At 36.6% G+C, this 20774-nt stretch carries 19 protein-coding genes; 4 read left to right on the forward strand and 15 right to left on the reverse strand.

From position 1 onward, the window contains the following. Positions 1–5: 5 nt before the first annotated feature. The 12 genes from AC1DKZ_RS01035 to AC1DKZ_RS01090 all read right to left on the reverse strand — a co-directional run bounded on the left by AC1DKZ_RS01035 (position 6) and on the right by AC1DKZ_RS01090 (position 13317). Positions 6–758, reverse strand: coding sequence for a Stp1/IreP family PP2C-type Ser/Thr phosphatase (locus AC1DKZ_RS01035; protein WP_476995548.1), 753 nt, complete (start codon positions 756–758; stop codon positions 6–8). A gap of 4 nt (positions 759–762) precedes the next feature. Beyond that, the gene (gene rlmN, locus AC1DKZ_RS01040; RefSeq protein WP_002014500.1) at positions 763–1851 is read right to left on the reverse strand and encodes a dual-specificity RNA methyltransferase RlmN; all 1089 of its coding nucleotides are present in this window, start codon (positions 1849–1851) and stop codon (positions 763–765) included. A 4-nt stretch (positions 1852–1855) separates the two neighbouring features. Further along, positions 1856–3190, reverse strand: coding sequence for a 16S rRNA (cytosine(967)-C(5))-methyltransferase RsmB (gene rsmB / locus AC1DKZ_RS01045; protein ID WP_002128834.1), 1335 nt, complete (start codon positions 3188–3190; stop codon positions 1856–1858). Continuing rightward, entirely contained in the window at positions 3187–4131 is a 945-nt protein-coding gene (fmt, locus tag AC1DKZ_RS01050; RefSeq protein WP_002014498.1) for a methionyl-tRNA formyltransferase, read from the reverse strand. Before fmt ends, rsmB begins: the two co-directional genes overlap by 4 nt. Positions 4132–4153: 22 nt before the next feature. Then, positions 4154–4624 carry a peptide deformylase gene (gene def / locus AC1DKZ_RS01055; protein WP_002014496.1) on the reverse strand — a complete coding sequence of 157 codons (471 nt, stop codon included), beginning with the start codon at positions 4622–4624 and terminating at the stop codon, positions 4154–4156. An 11-nt stretch (positions 4625–4635) separates the two neighbouring features. Then, on the reverse strand, positions 4636–7041 hold the full coding sequence (priA, locus tag AC1DKZ_RS01060; protein ID WP_002128835.1) for a primosomal protein N': 2406 nt from the start codon (positions 7039–7041) through the stop codon (positions 4636–4638). Beyond that, entirely contained in the window at positions 7038–8243 is a 1206-nt protein-coding gene (gene coaBC, locus AC1DKZ_RS01065) for a bifunctional phosphopantothenoylcysteine decarboxylase/phosphopantothenate--cysteine ligase CoaBC (RefSeq protein ID WP_476995549.1), read from the reverse strand. The genes priA and coaBC overlap by 4 nt, the downstream gene beginning before the upstream one ends. Positions 8244–8441: 198 nt before the next feature. After that, positions 8442–8654, reverse strand: coding sequence for a DNA-directed RNA polymerase subunit omega (gene rpoZ, locus AC1DKZ_RS01070; RefSeq protein WP_002014493.1), 213 nt, complete (start codon positions 8652–8654; stop codon positions 8442–8444). Between the two features lie 2 nt (positions 8655–8656). Then, on the reverse strand, positions 8657–9274 hold the full coding sequence (gene gmk, locus AC1DKZ_RS01075; protein ID WP_002014492.1) for a guanylate kinase: 618 nt from the start codon (positions 9272–9274) through the stop codon (positions 8657–8659). Between the two features lie 13 nt (positions 9275–9287). Then, positions 9288–9551, reverse strand: coding sequence for an extracellular matrix/biofilm regulator RemA (gene remA / locus AC1DKZ_RS01080; protein WP_001251456.1), 264 nt, complete (start codon positions 9549–9551; stop codon positions 9288–9290). A 67-nt stretch (positions 9552–9618) separates the two neighbouring features. Further along, positions 9619–10494 carry a YicC/YloC family endoribonuclease gene (locus tag AC1DKZ_RS01085; RefSeq protein ID WP_002088227.1) on the reverse strand — a complete coding sequence of 292 codons (876 nt, stop codon included), beginning with the start codon at positions 10492–10494 and terminating at the stop codon, positions 9619–9621. A 99-nt stretch (positions 10495–10593) separates the two neighbouring features. After that, positions 10594–13317 (reverse strand): calcium-translocating P-type ATPase, SERCA-type, encoded by a 2724-nt coding sequence (locus tag AC1DKZ_RS01090; protein WP_476995550.1) that lies wholly within the window; start codon positions 13315–13317, stop codon positions 10594–10596. Positions 13318–13422: 105 nt separating this feature from the next. Between AC1DKZ_RS01090 and AC1DKZ_RS01095 the strand changes: the two genes are divergently transcribed. After that, positions 13423–15132, forward strand: a complete 1710-nt coding sequence (locus AC1DKZ_RS01095; protein WP_002014489.1) for an Rqc2 family fibronectin-binding protein — start codon at positions 13423–13425, stop codon at positions 15130–15132. Positions 15133–15172: 40 nt separating this feature from the next. Here the strand turns inward: AC1DKZ_RS01095 and AC1DKZ_RS01100 are convergent, their stop codons facing one another. Next, positions 15173–16354, reverse strand: a complete 1182-nt coding sequence (locus tag AC1DKZ_RS01100; RefSeq protein WP_476995551.1) for a lysozyme inhibitor LprI family protein — start codon at positions 16352–16354, stop codon at positions 15173–15175. 449 nt (positions 16355–16803) lie between these two features. Here AC1DKZ_RS01100 and AC1DKZ_RS01105 point away from each other — a divergent pair, with 449 nt between their 5' ends. Continuing rightward, positions 16804–17874 (forward strand): M24 family metallopeptidase, encoded by a 1071-nt coding sequence (locus AC1DKZ_RS01105; protein ID WP_078175381.1) that lies wholly within the window; start codon positions 16804–16806, stop codon positions 17872–17874. A 164-nt stretch (positions 17875–18038) separates the two neighbouring features. On the opposite strand, the gene AC1DKZ_RS01110 is transcribed toward AC1DKZ_RS01105, so the two are convergent. Both AC1DKZ_RS01110 and AC1DKZ_RS01115 read right to left on the reverse strand, forming a co-directional pair. Beyond that, a complete protein-coding gene (locus AC1DKZ_RS01110) occupies positions 18039–18407 on the reverse strand; it encodes a YoqO family protein (protein WP_476995552.1) in 369 nt (122 codons plus the stop codon). 15 nt (positions 18408–18422) lie between these two features. Further along, on the reverse strand, positions 18423–18854 hold the full coding sequence (locus tag AC1DKZ_RS01115; RefSeq protein WP_476995717.1) for a YoqO family protein: 432 nt from the start codon (positions 18852–18854) through the stop codon (positions 18423–18425). A 101-nt stretch (positions 18855–18955) separates the two neighbouring features. Between AC1DKZ_RS01115 and AC1DKZ_RS01120 the strand changes: the two genes are divergently transcribed. Beyond that, the gene (locus tag AC1DKZ_RS01120; protein ID WP_476995553.1) at positions 18956–20341 is read left to right on the forward strand and encodes a hypothetical protein; all 1386 of its coding nucleotides are present in this window, start codon (positions 18956–18958) and stop codon (positions 20339–20341) included. Between the two features lie 166 nt (positions 20342–20507). Further along, complete coding sequence (locus AC1DKZ_RS01125) at positions 20508–20762, forward strand: YbeF family protein (RefSeq protein ID WP_002033769.1); 255 nt, start codon at positions 20508–20510, stop codon at positions 20760–20762. Positions 20763–20774: the final 12 nt, after the last annotated feature.

Consider the following 20774-nt stretch of genomic DNA (forward strand, 5'->3'; position numbering starts at 1 on the left):
GCACTTCACCTACTTTCGTTTGTCGAATCCGTATAATCAATAATAACGAGGGTAATATTATCTTCTCCACCACGATCATTTGCTAATTGAATGAGATGCTCTCCCTTCGCCTCGAGCTGTTCATTCAATTGTAAAATTTGTTGCATATCAGCAATAGAAACTTTGTTAGACAATCCATCCGAGCAAAGAAGTAATTGATCATCTTCTTCAAGCACCAATGTTTTAACATCTAATCCAACTGTTTCTTCATTTCCTAATGCTCTTAACAAAACATTCTTTTTCGGGTGATATTCTGCATCTTCCTTTGAAATTTCGCCATGTCTCACAAGTTCATTTACAAGCGAATGATCTTCCGTTACAAGCGTCATTTTCCCCTCTGATACCATATAACACCGACTATCTCCTATATGACCTATCGTCACAAAATTCGATGTACAAATGGCTATTATAAGTGTTGTTCCCATGCCATTACATTCTGCATGCTGCTTAGAGTAAGCAAATATGCGCTCATTAATAATTCCAACGTTAGTATGTAACCACTTTTCTACCTTTTTAGGCTCATTCATATTATGCGTTTGCTTCCAATAATCATGGAATAATTGAATAGCCATCGAGCTAGCTACATCGCCAGCTCGATGACCTCCCATTCCATCTGCTACTACCGCTAAAATATTTCCATCTAAATTGCGAAAAACTCCTGCACTATCTTCATTATGTTGACGAACTTTTCCTTTATCCGATAGAAACACGGCTTTCATCTAGTCACCTCGTCTCTTCTTTGCGCTCCTTTGCACGCAACTGACCGCAGGCTGCATCAATATCATGACCTTGTTCACGGCGAATGGTTACATTCACTCCACGATCTTTTAGCGTCTTTTCAAATAAGAAAATTTGCTCTCGTGGCGTACGTACATAATCACGTTCTGGCACGTAGTTTACCGGAATTAAGTTTACATGACATTTTACACCTTTTAAGAGCGCAGCAAGTTCTTCAGCGTGCTCAACTTGGTCATTTTCTCCTCCAAATAAGCCATATTCAAATGTAATACGACGCCCTGTTCTATTTACATAGTATTTAACAGCTTCCATTAAATCAGGTAGCTTATAAGCACGGTTGATCGGCATTAATTTTGAACGTATCTCTGTATTTGCAGCATGCAATGAAATCGCAAAATTAATTTGCATATCTTCTTCAGCGAACTTATAAATTTTTGGAACAATTCCACTTGTTGAAACTGTCATATGTCTTGCACCAATATGAATTCCTTTTTCATGATTTACAATGCGTAAGAATGACATTAAGTTATCATAATTATCAAATGGTTCTCCAATTCCCATAACAACAAGAGAACTTACACGTTCTTCTGTTTCATCAAGCGCACGCTGAACTTCTACTACTTGYGCTACAATTTCTCCAGCCTCTAAGTTTCGTTTTAACCCACCAAGTGTAGAAGCACAGAACGTACAGCCAATGCGGCAACCCACCTGTGTTGTTACACAAATGGAATTTCCATATTCATGTCGCATTAGTACAGTTTCAATAGAGTATCCATCGTATAACTGGAATAGGAATTTAATCGTTCCATCCGAAGACGTTTGTTTTACTAAAGTGTTTAAAGTAGTAATATCAAAGGAATTCGACAATTTATCGCGCAATCCTTTAGCAAGGTTTGACATATCCTCATAATTTTTTACACGTTTTTTATATAGCCAATCAAAAATTTGTCCTGCACGGAACTTAGGTTCTCCTTGTTCCTTTAACCAATCTTGCATTTCATGAAGTTGTAAAGAATAAATTGATGGTTTCTTTGTTTCTAGATTTTTCTTTTGTTTTTTTACAGTCGTTTCCATGATGCTACACCTTCTTTCTTAAACAAGCAATATAAAAGCCATCTGTTGCAAAATAATGCGGTAAAATTCGTACTTGACCTTCATCAATATACGGATTTAACTTTTCTGGCATGCGATCTTTTATCGTAGTATCCCATTCAAATTCAGGATGCTCTTGTAAAAATTGCTTTATTACTTGTTCATTTTCTATTTTTTCAATTGTGCACGTACTATAAACAAGGCGACCACCTTGTTTTAACAATGGTGCTATTTTTTCTAGTATCGCAAGTTGAATCGTTGATAACCTTTCACTATCGCCCTTATCTTTACCTAACTTAATATCAGGTTTACGTCTAATAACACCAAATCCAGAACATGGTGCATCTACTAATATTTTGTCAAAAGATTCATTTGCAAAATGCTCTTGAACTTTTCTAGCATCTAAAGCCATCGTTTCTACATTTTCTAAACCAAGTCTCTTCGCCTGTTGTTCAATTAAACGTACTTTATGTGCGTGTAAATCAAGCGACATTACCTTACCAGTTCCGTCCAAACGCTCTGCAATATGAGTTGTTTTTCCGCCAGGAGCAGCACAACTATCTAGAACTGTATCTCCTTTATTCGGTTCTAAAGCACGTGCTACAAGCATTGAGCTTTCATCTTGAATAGAAAGGAAACCTTTTTTGAACGCTTCTGTATGTGCGACATTTCCTCTTTCAATTTGAATTGCATCCTCTGACAATTCGCCACGTTTTGCTTCTATACCCTCATCAGCTAATAACGCAACCGCTTCTTCTACCGTTACTTTATCAACATTTACACGTGCTGTTGGTACAGGTGGCAACATATTTACTTCACACATTTTCTCTGCTGTCTCTAAACCATATTCGGATGCCCATTCTTGTACAAGCCACATTGGATGACTCGTTGCAATCGCAAGTCGTTCTACTGGATTTTCGATTTCTTCTAACGAAGGTACACCTTCTCGCTGAATCGAACGCAATACTCCGTTCACCATGCCTGAAATCCCTTTATGCCCACGGCGCTTTGCAATCTCAACTGCTTCATGAATAGCCGCTCTTTCTGGAACTCGGTCTAAATATAGCATTTGATATAGAGATAGGCGAAGCAACACTCTTACCCACGCTTCAACTTTTTTTCTTAAAAATGGTTGTAAATAATAATCTAGTGTGTCACGACGTTGAATTGTTCCATATACCATTTCAGTTAATAAACCAATATCTTTTCTGTCAATTGTATTTTTTTCAATCAAATTATTTAAAAGTAAGTTGCTATATGCACCACTTTTTTCTACTTGAATTAAGCCATCCAGAGCTAATTCACGAACATTTTGTCTCATGCATTTTCTCCTAACTTCGTACCAATTTCAGGTTTTGTTCCACGTAAAAATTGTGAACAACTCATACGCTTTTTACCAGATGGTTGCAATTCAGTGATTTTAACGCCTGTCTCGTTCCCTGTTGCAACAACAAATCCATCTTCTTCAAGAGCTACTATTGTACCTGGTTCAGCTTTCTCTGTAATAGAGACCTTCTCTCCCCACCATACTTTAATAACTTGTCCTGCCAAAGTCGTATAAGCAACTGGCCATGGATTCAATCCGCGAATGTGATTGTATACTTCTTCACCTGTTTTTGTCCAATCAATTATCTCTTGCTCACGTTTTATATTATATGCAAACGTCACTTCAGCTTCACTTTGTTTAATTGGTTCTAGTTTACCCTGAATTAGTAAAGGAACCGTTTTAGATAAAAGGTGTGCTCCTGCTTCGCTTAACTTATCAAATAATGAACCTGTTGTTTCACGCTCTTCAATTTCTACTTCTACTTGCGTTAATATATCGCCCGCATCTAATTTTTCTACCATATACATAATTGTAATACCTGTTTTCTCTTTACCTTCCATGATCGCATAATGAATTGGTGCACCACCGCGAAGTTCTGGAAGTAATGATGCGTGGACATTAATACATCCATACTTTGGCGCTTCTAAAATTTCATTCGGTACGATTTGTCCAAATGCTGCTGTTACAATTAAGTCTGGCTCTAGTGCTAATACTTTTTCATATTCGTCTTTTTCACGAATTTTTAACGGCTGTACTACTGGAATACCATGTTTCTCCGCTTCTACTTTAACAGGAGTAGGTGTTAAAACCTTTTTTCTACCAACTGGACGATCAGGTTGCGTTACAACACCAACTACGTCATATCCGTCCTCGATAAGACGACGAAGCACCGGCACAGAAAAGTCCGGTGTCCCCATAAATACTACTTTCATCATTCAAAAACCGCTCCTTTTAAACCTATTCTAATTCGCCTGCTTCATAATACCTTTTCACTTTAGATGTAAATAAAACACCGTGTAAATGATCGATTTCATGCTGAATTGCACGCGCTAAGAAGTCATCCGCTTCTAATAAAAATATTTTACCGCGACGATTTTGTGCACGTACTTTAATGTAATCTGCACGCTCCACTTCACCATAAAGTCCCGGAAAGCTTAAGCAGCCTTCGGGACCTACTTGTTCACCACGTTTTTCTAAAATAACAGGATTAATTAATTCAATTTTACCCGTATCATCACCTATATCAACAACAGCAACTTGTAAGCTTACACCCACTTGTGGCGCAGCTAGACCAACTCCGTCTGCAATTAACATTGTTTCATGCATATCTTTTAACAATTTCACTAACTTTTTATCAAAGTTAATTACTCTTTCGCATGGTGTTTCTAACACTTCATTTGGATGCTTTACAATTTCTAAAACTGCCATATTTCCCTCCGCTACATTAACATTGTTGGATTAAAATCAATTGAGATTTGTAGCTCTTTTTGCATTTCTGCTTGATAATGTTCATTTACCATTTTGAGCACGTTCTTTAAGTTTGGTTCCCGTTTGTATTTTATCATGCATTGGTAACGATATCTATCTTTTATCCTTGGAATTGCTGAAGCAACCGGCCCTAACACCATTGTTTGCCTTGAACAATGCGTTCGTAAATGACCGACAATTTTTTCCGTCACTTGGACTGCCTTTAATAACTCCGGATGAGATACAGTTACAAGTACAACGTAGTAATATGGCGGATATTGTCTCATTTGCCTCATTTGCATTTCGTGCTCATAAAATACATCATATTGTTGATTCTTTGCTAATTCTACACTGTAATGTTCCGGCGTATACGTTTGAATTACAACTTCACCTGGCAATTCATGTCTTCCTGCACGTCCACTCACTTGTGTCAATAGCTGATACGTCTTTTCACTCGCCCGAAAATCAGGTAGATGAAGCATCGTATCCGCCGTTAAAACGCCAACAAGCGTCACCTTCGGAAAATCAAGCCCTTTTGCAATCATTTGTGTTCCAAGTAATATATCTGCTTTCTCTTCACCAAACGCCTTTAATAATTTTTCATGCATTCCTTTACGGCTTGTTGTATCCACATCCATTCGAATGACCCGCGCCTCAGGGAATAGTTTTGTGATTTCTTCTTCAACCTTTTGCGTCCCTGTACCAAAGAAACGAATATACGTACTATTACAAGCAGGACACTCCGTTGGCATATTTTCCTCATGACTACAATAATGACATTTTAAACGATGGTTCATTTTGTGATATGTCAACGAAATATCACAATGCGGACATTGTACGACATACCCACAATCACGACACATCACAAACGTAGAATGACCCCTTCTATTTAAAAAGAGAACCATTTGTTCTTTCTTTTCTAATCGATCTGCTATTTTTTCATGCAGTGCCTTTGAAAACATTGAGCGATTTCCATCACGAAGCTCTTCACGCATATCAACAATTTCTACAGTCGGCAAAGCTTGTTTGTTCATACGTTTTTCCATTGTAAGCAACCCATAGACACCTTTTTTCGCTCTAGCAAACGATTCAAGTGTCGGCGTTGCACTTCCGAGAACGATTGGACACTTATGGTATTGTCCTCTCCACACTGCTACATCTCTTGCATGATACTTTGGGTTATCCTCTTGCTTATAACTTGATTCATGCTCTTCATCAATAATAATGATTCCTAAATTTTCGAATGGAGCAAAAATAGCTGAACGCGCACCAACTACAACTTTCACTTCTTTTCTTAATATCTTTCGCCATTCATCATATTTCTCGCCAACAGAAAGCGCACTGTGAAGAACTGCAACTTGCGAACCGAACCTACCTTTAAAGCGATCTACCATCTGGGGCGTTAGCGCAATTTCAGGAACAAGCACAATTGCTTCTTTTCCTTTCTCGAGCACCGCTGCTATAGATTGTAAATACACTTCAGTCTTACCACTTCCTGTAACACCATATAGTAAAAATGGATTGTAAGTTTCATTTGTAATTGATGACAAAATCGGTGTAATTACTTGTTTTTGTTCCTCAGTAAGCGGAAATGGTTTCGTTTGTTCAAAATCATCATCGTCATACGGACTCCGGTATACCTCTACATACTTTTCTGAGATTAGACCCTTTTTAACAAGTGCTTTTATTGGAGCATCTGTTATTTGTAATTCTTCTGTTAAATTTTTTAACGGTACACTTTTGTAGTTTTCTACAAAATAATAGAGTACATCTTGTTGTTTTTTACTTTTCAGTTCAAATGCTGCTAATTCCAATTTATCTGCCGGCAACTCCGGTTGAACTACTCTTTGTTTCTTCTTCTGCACTTTATCCTTTACTTGATAAACCACTTCAGTCGTACCATTTTTAATTTCTTGTTGAATAGTGCGATATAGGTGCGGCTGTGCTTCGATAACTTCCCAATCTATCGTTTCCTTCCCTTGAAATAAAGAAAGAATTTCTGGTGCTACTTCTTCTCGGTTACGAAGTTGCAGACGCTTTTTATATGTTGCTTTAATCGCCGTCGGAAGCATCACCTGAAAAGCTGAAATCATATAACATAACGTTTCACTTGTAAGCCAATACCCAAGTTTTAATAATTCATCATTTAAAACAGGAGTGACATCTAATATTTCATACAACGCTTTTAACTTTTTACTTTCTAGTTCAACCGAATCCTTTATGCCAATAATAAAACCTTGCAATTTCCTCGGACCGAATGGGACTACTACACGCATTCCTGTTTGCACGATATCTTCCCATTTTTTAGGGATAATATAATCAAACGGTCGATCTGTTTGACGTGCAGGTACATCAACAATTACACTTGCAAACTTCATACATAATCATCTTCTAACATCATTTCTATTTGCTTTAATATTTCACGAGCCACTTCTTTCTTCGTTAAAAGTGGCAGCTCAATGATTTCTCCATCTTTTCTATACATTGTCACAATATTTGTATCCGTACCAAACCCAGCTCCTTGCGCTTTCACGTCATTCGCAACAATCATATTTGCATTTTTCTCACGTAATTTTCTCGTTGCGTATTCCTCTATGTTTGTCGTTTCAGCTGCAAAACCGATAAGTAACTGTCGGTCCTTCTTCTCACCTAACGTTTTTAAAATATCCACTGTTCTTTCTAATTCAATTACAGCATCGCCATTTTGCTTTTTCATTTTATTATCGTGAACATATTTTGGGCGATAATCTGCAACTGCCGCTGTTTTGATAACAACATCTACATTCTGATAATGTTGAAGAACTGCCTCTAACATATCTTGTGCAGATTCTACTTGTATTGTTGTGACATGTAATGGTGACTCTAATGCTGTCGGTCCTGAAACAAGTATGACATCAGCACCTAAGCTTGCTGCAACTTCTGCGATCGCATACCCCATCTTTCCAGAAGAAAAATTCGTCATAAAACGGACTGGGTCAATCTTTTCACGTGTCGGGCCAGCCGTTATTAATATTCGCTTTCCTTGCAATGGTTTTTGTTCTGAGAAAACCTCTTCTAACCTTCCAATAATCACTTCAGGTTCTTCCAGTCTTCCCTTAGCTACATAACCACATGCTAAAAAGCCTTCGCCAGGCTCAATAAATGTATATCCTAACGCTTTTAACGTCATCATATTTTTTTGAACAATTTTATTTTCATACATATGCACATTCATAGCAGGTGCAATCCACACTGGAGCTGTAGTAGCTAACAAAGTAGTTGTAATCATATCATCAGCAATACCGCCAGCTAACTTTCCAATGCAATTAGCTGTAGCAGGTGCAACAAGTACAACATCTGCCCAATCCGCTAAATCAATATGAGCAATAACAGCCGAGTCTTTCTCATCAAACGTATCCGTATATACATCATGGCGAGAAAGTGCTTGAAATGTAAGAGGCGTAACAAACTTCATTGCCGACTCACTCATCATTACTTTTACAAGAGCGCCAGCTTGTGTCAATTTACTTGTTAACGCAGCCGCCTTAAAAACTGCAATGCCTCCTGTTACACATAGAAGTATCTTTTTCCCTTTTAGCATATGATTCGTCCTCTTTCTTTTTCAAACTTATTCTACTGAAATAGAATTTCCAGCTCGTCAGTACCAGTATTTCGTTCCGTCTTTTTTCGATTCCTTTTCATCCCTATCGTAAAAAAATAACAACCTACTTGTAAATAGGTTGTTACCGTTACATAGAAAATTATAAAGTCTATGTTTTAATTTGTCGAAAAGAATGTCTTAATCAATTATTGTGTCATCGCTTGGTACATATTTTAATACTTCTAAATCGATTTCTTCTAATGCTTTACCTACACATTTATAAGAAACAGGCTTTTCAATAACACAATTGTCAGCAATTTGCATTTCACGTGCACGCTTTGCAGCTACTGTTACAAGTGTATATTTAGAATCGATTTTCGTTAATAATGAGTCAATTGATGGATTTAACATAATTATAGACCCTCCGTCATTTCTTTATAGTATTTTGCCACTCTTTCGCGGCGGCAATGTTCACCAACCACAATTGCTTTAATTCGGTCGCAAGCTAATTCAACTTGATCGTTTTCTACAACATAGTCATAAGCGTCCATCATTTCGATTTCTTCTTTCGCTACAGTTAAACGATTTTCAATAACATCTTCAGTTTCTGTACCACGGCCGACAATTCGGTTCTTTAGTTCAGATAAACTTGGAGGTGCTAAGAAAATAAATACACCTGCTGGGAAGGCTTTCTTAACTTGAATTGCTCCTTGCACTTCAATTTCTAAGAACACATCTTTTCCTTCTTGTAACGTTTTTTCAACATAATCAATCGGTGTTCCGTAATAATTACCAACGAACTCAGCCCATTCAAGTAACTTTTCATTACGAATCATTTCTTCAAATTCTTCTCTCTCTTTAAAGAAATAATCCACACCATCTACTTCACCTTCACGCGGTTTACGTGTCGTTACTGAAATAGAGTACTGAAAACGTGTGTCTTCATGGCTAAACAGCTCTTTTCGAACCGTTCCTTTCCCGACACCAGAAGGTCCCGAAAGAACGATGAGCAATCCTCTTCTACTTCTCATAAATATGTAAAACCTACCCTTCCTCACTTAAATCTTCTTTATTATTCAAACGATGTGCAATCGTCTCTGGCTGAATTGGACTTAATACTACATGCCCATCATCCATAACAATAACCGCCCTTGTTTTTCTCCCATACGTAGCATCAAGCAAAGCATTATGTTCACGCGCTTCCTGTACTGTCCGTTTAATAGGAGCTGACTCCGGACTTACAATAGCAATAATTCGATGAGCAGATACAATATTTCCGTATCCAATATTTAAAAACCGCATGGCCATAGTTTGCGCCTCCTAGTAAGTCTATCCGATTTCTCCACCACGTATAACTTTATATATTTTTTGAAAGCTACTCAATATTTTGTACTTGTTCACGAATTTTTTCAAGGTTATTTTTCATTTCTACGACATATTTTGAAATTGTTAAGTCATTTGCCTTAGAACCTATCGTATTAACTTCCCTATGCATCTCCTGCACGATGAAGTCCATTTTCCTTCCAACAGGCTCTGTAATTTGCAGTGCTTCACGAAATTGATCTAAATGACTTTGTAATCGAACTAATTCTTCGTGAATATCTGAACGCTCTGCAAATATTGCTACTTCTGTCAACAATCGTTGTTCATCTAAATCTTGGTTATGTAATTCTTTTAAGCGATTTTCTAATCGTTCACGATATTTTTGTGTAACAATTGGTGCATGTGGAATAATTGCATTTACACAATTATGAATCTCTTGCAAACGATATGCTATATCTTTATGTAATCGTTCTCCTTCGCCATCTCTCATCGTTTTCAACATATGAGCAGCTTGGCGAACAGCTTCATATAAACCGGTTTCAAATTGTTCATTTACATTTTCTATTTCTTCAACTGCCGTTACTTCTGGCATTCCCATTAGTTGCCCGAGTGTAATAGAATCTTGTAATTGAAATTTCCCTTTTATATCTTCCATAATGGATTGGTACTGCTTGAGAAGTTCCCAATTCACAGTTAATTTTCTTTCAACAAGCCCTTCGCCTGTTATACTAATAGACACTTCAATACGTCCACGGCGAACTTGCTTTGCAATTATTTTACGAATCTTGTCTTCAAACGCCATCATTTGCTTCGGAAGCCGAATACTCATTTCTAAAAAACGATGGTTCACCGACTTCATTTCTACTGTTATTTGAAAAGTATCGTTTTCTACCTTCGATCTTCCAAATCCTGTCATACTACAAATCATCTTTATCACATCCAAGCCATGAAATAACTCAATGAAAAAGGCAATAGAGATGCGACTCTACTACCTTCTGTAAATTATATCATATTTTCATATCATTGACTATTTCAAGTTTAATCCCTTCTTATATAACAGCGGCTTTTTCTTTTTCTCCTTTTTTCTTGTTAATAAGGATCCTACTAATAAGAAGGTCGGAATAGATGATAATCCTCCAATTAACAACCAATCTCGTGCTTGTATCGGCATTGTGCTAAAAATCGGCTGTAATGGTGGATAATATATAACTACAAGCATTAACAGTAAAGAAATAATAACCGCCCCTACTAAATATATATTTCCAAACGGGTTGCGGTGAAATATAGAATGTTCACTACGACAATCAAATACATGAATAAGCTGAGCCAGTACTAATGTTGCGAAGGCTACCGTTTGTGCATACTTCAATTCATTCGGATGCTGGTTAAATGCAATAATATACGCTACTAATGTTACTGCTCCGATTAGAAAACCACGACTTATAATTTTCCACGCAAGCCCTCTAGCGAACACCCCTTCCTTCGGATGGCGTGGTGTTCTCTTCATCACATCTCCTTCAGCCTTATCCAAACCTAATGCCATCGCTGGTAAACCGTCAGTAACTAAGTTCACCCATAAAATTTGAATTGGAACCATCGGCAATGGCAGTGCAAGTAACATCGCAAATAACATAACTAAAATTTCACCAACGTTAGATGCTAACAAGTACCGAATAAACTTCCGAATATTTTCATATATGTTTCTACCTTCTTTAATCGCCGATTTAATCGTAGCAAAGTTATCATCTAACAACACAAGTGAAGAAGCTTCTTTTGCAACATCTGTCCCTGTAATTCCCATCGCAATCCCTATATCAGCTGTTTTAATAGCTGGAGCATCGTTCACTCCATCACCTGTCATAGCTACTATATGTCCCTTATTTTGCAGCGCCTTAACGATTTTCAATTTATGCTCAGGAGACACTCGAGCGAATACATACGTATCTTCTACAATATCTTCTAATGCCTCTACATCCATATTCGCAAGTTCTACACCTTCAACAACGCGTCCACCCGCCGGTAAAACCCCTAGCTGTTCCGCAATTGCCATTGCCGTCACTTTATGATCTCCCGTAATCATTACCGTTCTAATACCAGCTTCCTTACACTCTTTCACCGCTTGCGCCACTTCTAGTCTTGGCGGATCTATCATTCCTTGTATTCCAACAAGCATAAAATCCTGCTCGACTTCTCTTTCATGTTCAATTGAATCTGTAGCTTTTAACGGTTTAAATGCCACCGCAATCGTTCGTAAAGCTTGACTTCCTAAACTATGAATCGCTGCCTGCACTTCTTTTCGATACATTTCACTTAAAGGCTGCTGCTTATTTCCCCACAAAATTGTTTGACTCATTTGCAAAAGAACATCTGGTGCTCCTTTTGTAATAACAAATTTTTTACCTTCACGATCACGAACAATAACACTCATCATTTTTCTAGTTGAATCAAAAGGAAATTCACGAATGACTTCAAACTTTCCTTTAAGAGCTTCACGTGATATTCCCGCCTTCATTGCAGCAGCAACGAGAGCTCCCTCTGTTGGATCTCCATCTAACACATACGTCTTTTTCTTTTGAATGACATTCGCATTATTACATAAACAGCCAAATGTAAGTAGTTGATACAGTGATTTCGTCTTAGTAGGGTCAATTACTTCTTCACCTTTCATAAACGAACCCGTTGGCTCATAGCCTTGACCTGTTACTTTCCACAATTCTCCGCCTGACCACATATGTGTTACCATCATTTTATTTTGTGTCATTGTTCCTGTTTTATCTGAGCAAATAACAGAAGCACAGCCTAACGTTTCTACAGCTGGCAACTTTCGCACAATTGCCCTCTTTTTAATCATACGCTGTACACCAAGTGATAGCGCAACCGTAACGATAGCTGGTAATCCTTCTGGAATAGCTGCAACAGCAAGCGAAACCCCAGCCAAAAACATGTGATACACTTCATTCCCTTGATATACACCAGCTAGTACAACAAGAGCCGTCAAAATAAGAGCAACAATAATTAAAATTTTTCCAAGCTGTTCTAATCTTCTTTGTAATGGCGTTTCCATTTGCTCAGCATTTTGCAACATATTTGCAATTTGCCCCATAGCTGTATTCATTCCAGTTGCTACGACTACCCCTGTTCCAGCACCTCTCGTTATCATCGTCCCCATAAATGCCATGTTTTTTTGATCACCAATTGAAACATCTTGACCTTGTAACGCATCTACCTTCTTTTGTACAGGCAATGACTCTCCTGTAAGAGCCGATTCTTCAATATATAAACTTGAAGATTCCACAAGGCGAACATCCGCGCCAATACGGTCACCACTAGAAAATTTAATAATATCACCTAGTACAAGCGCTTTTGACGGCGCTTTTATCCACTTCCCATTTCTTAGTACAGTAACTTGAGGAGCTGCCAATTCTTTTAAAGCTTCCAACGATTTTTCAGCTTTCCTCTCTTGGAAGAAACCGAGGACACCATTAATAATAACAATTGCAACAATTGCAATCGAATCAATATACTCTCCTAAAAAAGCTGAAATAATTGTAGCACCAAATAAAACAAGTACCATAAAATCTTTAAATTGCGCTAAAAACACCATAAGCGCAGAAGGCCGCTTTGCTTCTTGCAATTCATTTGTACCAAATTTCTTTAATCGGCCCTCTGCTTCTTGCTCTGTAAGACCTACCTCCACATTCGTATTCGTTCTTTCCTCCACTTCATGTGCTCGCATTTCATACCAGTTCATCCCGCCATCAACCTCCTGATTCCAGACATACTCTAATGAAAGCTTATTCAGCCTCGTCCAAAAAAATGCTATAATTAACTTTTAGTTAGAAAGGAGTGTTCATTCATGGCATTCGATGGATTATTTACAAGAGCAATTACACATGAAATTGCAAATTCTCTTCAAACAGGAAGAATTTCAAAAATATATCAACCCTCAAAATATGAAGTTTTATTACATATTCGAGCAAACGGAAAAAACCAAAAGCTAATTCTTTCATCTCACCCTACATATGCGCGTATGCACTTAACAAATCAAAACTACAATTCACCAGCGCTACCGCCGATGTTTTGTATGCTTCTTCGCAAACATTTAGAAGGTGGATTTATTGAAAAAATTGAACAAATTGACTTAGAACGTATTATTCAAATTACAGTCCGCAGTCGCAATGAAATCGGTGACGAATCAGTAAAAACATTAGTAATCGAAATAATGGGACGACACAGTAATATTATCTTAGTAGATACGAAAACAAATGTTATTTTAGATAGCTTAAAACACGTTTCTTTAGCGGTAAACCGACATCGTACTGTATATGCTGGAGCTGAATATGTTGCCCCACCGGCACAACATAAAGTTAATCCGCTTCTTATCGAAACAGAAGATGATTTTATTAAACCGCTAGACTTTTTATCTGGCAACATGGACAAACAACTTGTCGGAGCATTCATGGGAATTTCCCCATTATTTGCAAAAGAAGTTGTAAAAAAAGCAGGTATGGCAAATGAAAAAGCATTATCTGAAGCTTTCTTCAGCTTGCAAAAACCTTTGCTAACACATCAGTACGTGCCAGCAATGATAACAGCAAATGGAAAAGAGTTCTTTTACCTATTCCCTCTTTCTCACTTACAAGGAAACGAAAAAACATTTTCATCTGTTAGTGAATTATTAGATCGTTTCTTCTTTGGTAAAGCAGAGCGCGATCGTGTAAAACAACAAGCTCACGATTTAGAACGCTTTATGCAAAATGAAAAAACAAAAAACGAAAAGAAGCTAATTAAACTAGAAAAAACATTACAAGATGCCGGAAAAGCAGATAAATATCAACTATTTGGAGAGCTACTTACAGCCAATATGTACGCTTTGAAAAAAGGTGATAAAGAGATAGAAGTCGTTAACTATTACGACGAAAATGGCGGGACTGTAAAAATCACATTAAATCCTTTAAAAACACCATCTGAAAATGCACAACGCTATTTCCAAAAGTACCAAAAAGCGAAAAATTCAGTCGCTATTGTAGAAGAACAAATCGTAAAAACAAATGAAGAAATTCTTTATTTCGATAGCTTACTTCAACAAATGGAGGTTGCTTCTTCAAAAGATATTGAAGAGATTCGTGAAGAACTGACCGAAGAAGGTTATGTACGTAATCGTAAGAAGAAAAACACAAAGAAAAAACCGACAAAACCAGTATTGGACAAATATTTAGCTAGTGATGGCACAGAAATTTTCGTCGGTAAAAACAATAAGCAAAATGATTATTTAACAACGAAATTCTCCCGTCGTGATGAAATTTGGTTACATACGAAAGACATACCTGGGTCCCACGTTGTCATTCGTTCTCTTGAACCTACGGAAGAGACTTTACAAGAGGCCGCTAAAATCGCTGCTTATTACAGTAAAGCAAAAGATTCTAGTTCTGTTCCTGTAGATTTCACAAAGGTACGCCATGTCAAAAAACCGAGCGGTGCAAAACTTGGATTTGTTACATATGACAATCAACAAACATTATATGTAACACCAGATGCTGATACAGTAATGAAATTAAAAGCGTAAATTAAAAAATGCGTTGCTTGCTAGCAACGCATTCTTTAATTTAGTTCATATATCCATTAACTAATTCGTAACATCTTTCTTTTGTCATCTTATATTTCTCTTCCGAAGCCTCTATACGTCTCATCGTTCCATTATTTGGATCTGTACCAATCGCTGTAACTTTACTTTCTTTTTCTTTAACCCATGCAATCTGTTTTGTTTTTAATGACTGAAATGCATCAGCTGACATCGTATTTTTTAATGTACTGTAAATTTCATTTAGTTTATTATCCCATAGTTTATAATTTCCTTCTATTTCATTTACTATGTCATTTGTTGACATAACATTTGTATGTTTTTCTTCGTTTTCTAGAGCAACTAACTCATTTAGAGCCTTAGTTTTACCTAATACTGAAGAAGATTCTTTTTTTGGCTGCTTCTCTTCTTTTGAACTAGTATACGTACTGGAATCATTTCCCTTAGCTGTTTCTTGCTCTTGAATAAAATCTTGTTTCGTTACCTTTTCTTGCTCTTCATCATCTACATTGTGAGTAATAACAGATGTTTGGGCATCCACAGCAACTACTCCGTTACTTTCTTTAAAAATATATTTCTTATTTCCACTATTCTCTTCTCTAACGAAAGAGACATTCTTGAAACCTTGAACTCTAAGAATTTCGTTAGCTTCTTCTTTAGTTAACTTTAAATCTACTGGCGTATTTGATGACCATTTATCCATTAACCATTTTCCATCAGTATAAACTAAAACAAATTCCCACGTCTCCGCTTCATTCCCCATATCATTTGCAAGGATAAGTGTCTCAATCTTTAAAACATCATTTTTCTGCGAACAAGTTATTCTCACGTCTGGCTCAATATGAATTGGGAATGGCAACATATCCGTCTCTCTAGACCTATTAAATGTGTCAAGCGACTTAGGAAGCTGATTTTCTACAAACTTATCTGTAACTAATCCCTTAACTCCTTTTTTCGCTGTCTCCATATCTCCAGGATTATTTCGGCTCCATCCATTTTCTTTTTCCATCTCACTAAAAGCGTTTGCTATCCTATCTACGCTCTTTCGTACAATCTTTTTCGCTTCTTTTCCTGTCACTTCTGGTGCTTCATCAAGCTGTTCAATCTTTTCATTTACTTGAACTTTGTTTTCACTTTTTTCACAACCTGCTAGAACAAACATACTAACTACCAAGCAAAATGACATTACTTTACTTAATTTTTTCATATACTCACATTCCTTAATCCTATTTATTCGTTACGTATCGCTATCTTCGAGAGAAACCCAACAATTACCTATTGTATCAATAATTTTTTATTTATATATTAATTTTTATATTAAAATAAACAATAAATTTAATGTTATTTTCAAATATACACTAAACATCGCTTATCCTTTTCTTTCCTAACTTCGATATTCCAAAAAAAATTGACATTATTTTCTCGTATTTGTATAAAAATTTTTACAGTGTGTAAAAAAAACGATTCGATGTTCTTTTCATTTGCTCACTAATATTTTGAAGCAATCCGTAGTTTTCAAATAGTCCTTCCCACAAATAGCGGACAGAACTTTACTTTACCTTCCCTTATATATATATTCCCCACTATCCTTTCTCTAAAGTTATCTTTTGGCACGCTATTTGCTTTATTCAATACTGTGAAAAGGGGGAAATTAACATGAATTTAAGAATTAATAAAATCCAAAATCAACTACAAAAATATGAAATTGACGGATTACTTATTACAAAAAAAGAAAATCGCCAATATGCAACAGGCTTTACAGGCAGCGCTGGCGTCGTCTTAATCTCTGCGGATAAAGCGGTTTTTATAACTGATTTTCGCTATGTAGATCAAGCGAAATCACAAATAAAAGAAGCTAAAATTATTATGCATAAAGGAAATCTAGAAAAAGAAATCGCAAATCAAGTATCGAAATTAAACATTCAAAAACTTGGAATTGAAGAAAATAACATGACATTACAACAATATAAAAACTTACAAAAATACATACATGCGGAAATGGTGCAAGTGTGCGAAATCATCGAAGATATTCGCATTATTAAAGACACACCTGAAATAGAAACAATGAAAATTGCGGCTAATATTGCTGACGAATCATTTCACCACATCCTTACGTTTCTAAAGCCAGGAATAAGTGAGACTGATGTCCGAGATGAATTAGAATTTTTCATGCGAAAGAAAGGGGCTACATCCTCATCATTTCAAATTATTGTAGCTTCTGGCGTTCGCTCTTCACTTCCTCATGGCGTTGCATCGAATAAAATAATCGAGCACGGCGATATCGTTACCTTAGATTTCGGTGCACTTTATAACGGGTATTGTTCCGATTTAACACGTACTGTAGCGATTGGCGAACCATCGGAAGAATTCAAAAAAATATATAATGTTGTATTAGAAGCATTAAAGCGTGGAACTGCAGCCATTAAACCTGGAGAAACTGCGAAAAGTATCGATGATATAACGAGAGATTACATTACAGAACATGGATACGGTCAATATTTCGGCCACTCTACTGGTCATGGGCTTGGGTTAGAAATTCATGAACCTCTCCGTCTATCTCAAGAAAGTAAGGCTACTTTAGAAGAAGGTATGGTTGTTACAGTTGAACCAGGTATTTATATACCAAACTGGGGCGGGTGTAGAATTGAAGATGATATTGTCATCACAAAAGAGGGCTATGAGGTTATTACAAAAGCGAATAGAGAATTAATTGTTATCCCTTGTTAAAAATCATGAACTTTTTAACAGGAGTTTTTTCATAACTACTTTAAGTGGTTTCACGTATTTGAAGATGAGATCAACCATCGCGGACAAATTCGTTTAATTAAAAAGATGTAAAAAGCTCATTCAGTAAAGTAAGAAAATGCCACCGAATAAGGTGGCATTTTCTTTTATTCATTAACGAATAACTTTTCGTTTACTTTTTTAGCGACTACCGCTACCGATATTAAAATGCATATTAAATATAGCAATTTCGCAATAAATAACCACCCTTGAAACATTACAATTCCATCTATTACCTCATTTCCTTTCAATAACAAAAACGGAATCGTGCTAATTATAATGACAAACTCGATGCTGAAAACAATTTTCTTTTTTCGACTATATGCTTTCCATTCATCCCAGCGATACATAGGAGCAAAAATCAATACTCCTATACATAATATTACTGGTACCCATTCACTTTTAAGAAATCGCCCCGAAATAACTGATAATATTAAACAACCGAGCACACCATAATACCCTATTTTCTCTCTCATTCGTACTCCCCCATTCTACTTCTCCTTTAATATGTAACTTGCTATTCTTATCATGACTCTTAGAAAAATAACGACTACAATTACAAGATAAAGACCTTTCGCAGAAGACATCCAATCTTGAAAAATAGACATTTTCTCCATTTGCTTTTGGCCCTCTATTAAAATAACCCCTACGACAAATGAACAAACAACAATGATACCTATCATAATTCCAATACTTTTCTTACCATGTTGTTTCATGTCATCCCAACGATATAACAGTATAAAAACAAACCCGAGAACAGGTATGATACTTATCCATTCATTGTTTGTAAGCAGATTTAAAATGATTAATAGACTACAAGATATGATAAATCCCCAAAATCCAATTTCTTTGCGCATAAGTCCTTCTTTAATTCCATTTTTAGGATTAATTGCATTGTAACATCCATTTATTGTTCTTACCATTACAGTACATGAAATTTCACTTTTTTTCTTTTTCCTATACTCACATACTTTCACTGCTTCCATACAATGAACTACACGAATGCCTAAAGGATGTGAATGTTATGGGAGTTGAATTAACGCTTTTACATGCTCTCTATGTTCTTTGTTTACTCACTATTATTACCTTTTTTATTTTTAGAAAAGATACGACGATCATTTGTATCGTTTTTATCTTTTTATTAGCATTAACCGCTACAAGTTCTATCCCTCTTGCCATTAGTGGTATCTTTCAAAGTTTCATTTACGCCATTACCGAACTATTACCAACTATATTAATCATCTCCATTATCGTATCAATGAGCAACCTACTCGTTCATACCGGCATAAATGATACGATGATTTCACCATTTACAAAGATGATTCGTACACCTGCACATGCCTACTGGATTATCGGTCTTTTAATGATGACAATTTCCTTTTTCTTTTGGCCTTCTCCAGCTGTCGCCTTAATGGGGGCCATTTTATTACCAGTCGCTGTACGCGTCGGCCTTCCGCCAATTGGAGTCGCAATCGCTATGAACTTATTCGGACACGGCATCGCCTTATCTGGTGACTTCGTTATTCAAGGTGCACCGAAATTAACTGCAGATGCTGCTGGTCTTCCTGTTTCCAGCGTTGTTTCAGCCAGTGTTCCCCTCGTTATCGTTATGGGTATTGTGACAACTTCCGTCGCATTTTTCTTCTTACGAAAAGAATTTCATACAGGCTTATCTATACAAGGATCTATTCCATCAACTGAGTCTTCTAAAACGCTCACTTCATTATCTCCTCAGACAAAAAAATGGCTCGCTATTTGTATTCCGATCGTATATGCCATAGATATTCTTTGCATGATTCAATTTAAACTACAAGGAAGCGATGCAACTGCACTTATCGGCGGGACGACTGTTATTATGATTATCATTATTTCTCTCATCGCCTACAAAGATAATGGACTGAATAAAACGACCGATTATTTTATAGAAGGGCTCCAATTTGGATTTAAAATCTTTGGTCCAGTTATCCCAATTGCTGCACTCTTTTATTTAGGAGATAGCGGCTTTGTGAAAATTATCGGGGACTATTTACCGAAAGGTTCACATGGAATCATTAACGACTTAGGAATCGCCTTATCTCAAATTGTTCCTTTAAACCAATATGTATCGGCAGGAACATTAACTATCGTTGGTGTCATAACAGGCTTAGATGGATCTGGCTTTTCCGGTATATCACTTACTGGTTCGATTGCCAATCTTTTCGGAACAGCACTTGGGCATGGAACAGCTACATTAACAGCAATTGGGCAAATTGCAGCAATCTGGACTGGCGGTGGCACTTTAATTCCTTGGGCGCTTATTCCTGCCGCTGCCATATGCAAAGTAGATCCGTTTGAACTTGCGCGCCGAAACTTTTTACCAGTTGTGATTGGCTTAATCGTCACCACGATCGTTGCGATGTTTATTCTATAGCGTAAGCGAGTATTCTCTTGCTTACGTTTTTCATTGTGAAATCAATCATTTATTACTGACTTTCAAAAGGGATTATGTATATGTTAGCGAAGTTATATTAGGAGAGTATTTATTTCAAAACGTTTACGAGAAACAGATTACTTCAATTAGAAAAGGGGACATAACTATGAATGAATTGATTTTTGTCTTATTAATTTGTCCATTACTTATCTTTATCGTTTCTGTTATTGGAACACGTAGAACGAGAACGTACTATGTAATGCCAATTGTAACGTTTGCTAGTTTTTTAATAGTAGGTGCTATCGCCTTCCCTCCAAAGTTTTTCTTTTGGGTCGGTATGTATAGTATCTTCTCATTTATTATTTCTTATATGACTCTATTGTTTGTGAGAGGATATGAAGTTGCAGAAAACAATAAGTAGTTATTAGTGAGG

It is taken from the genome of Bacillus sp. 05T21, assembly GCF_056396785.1.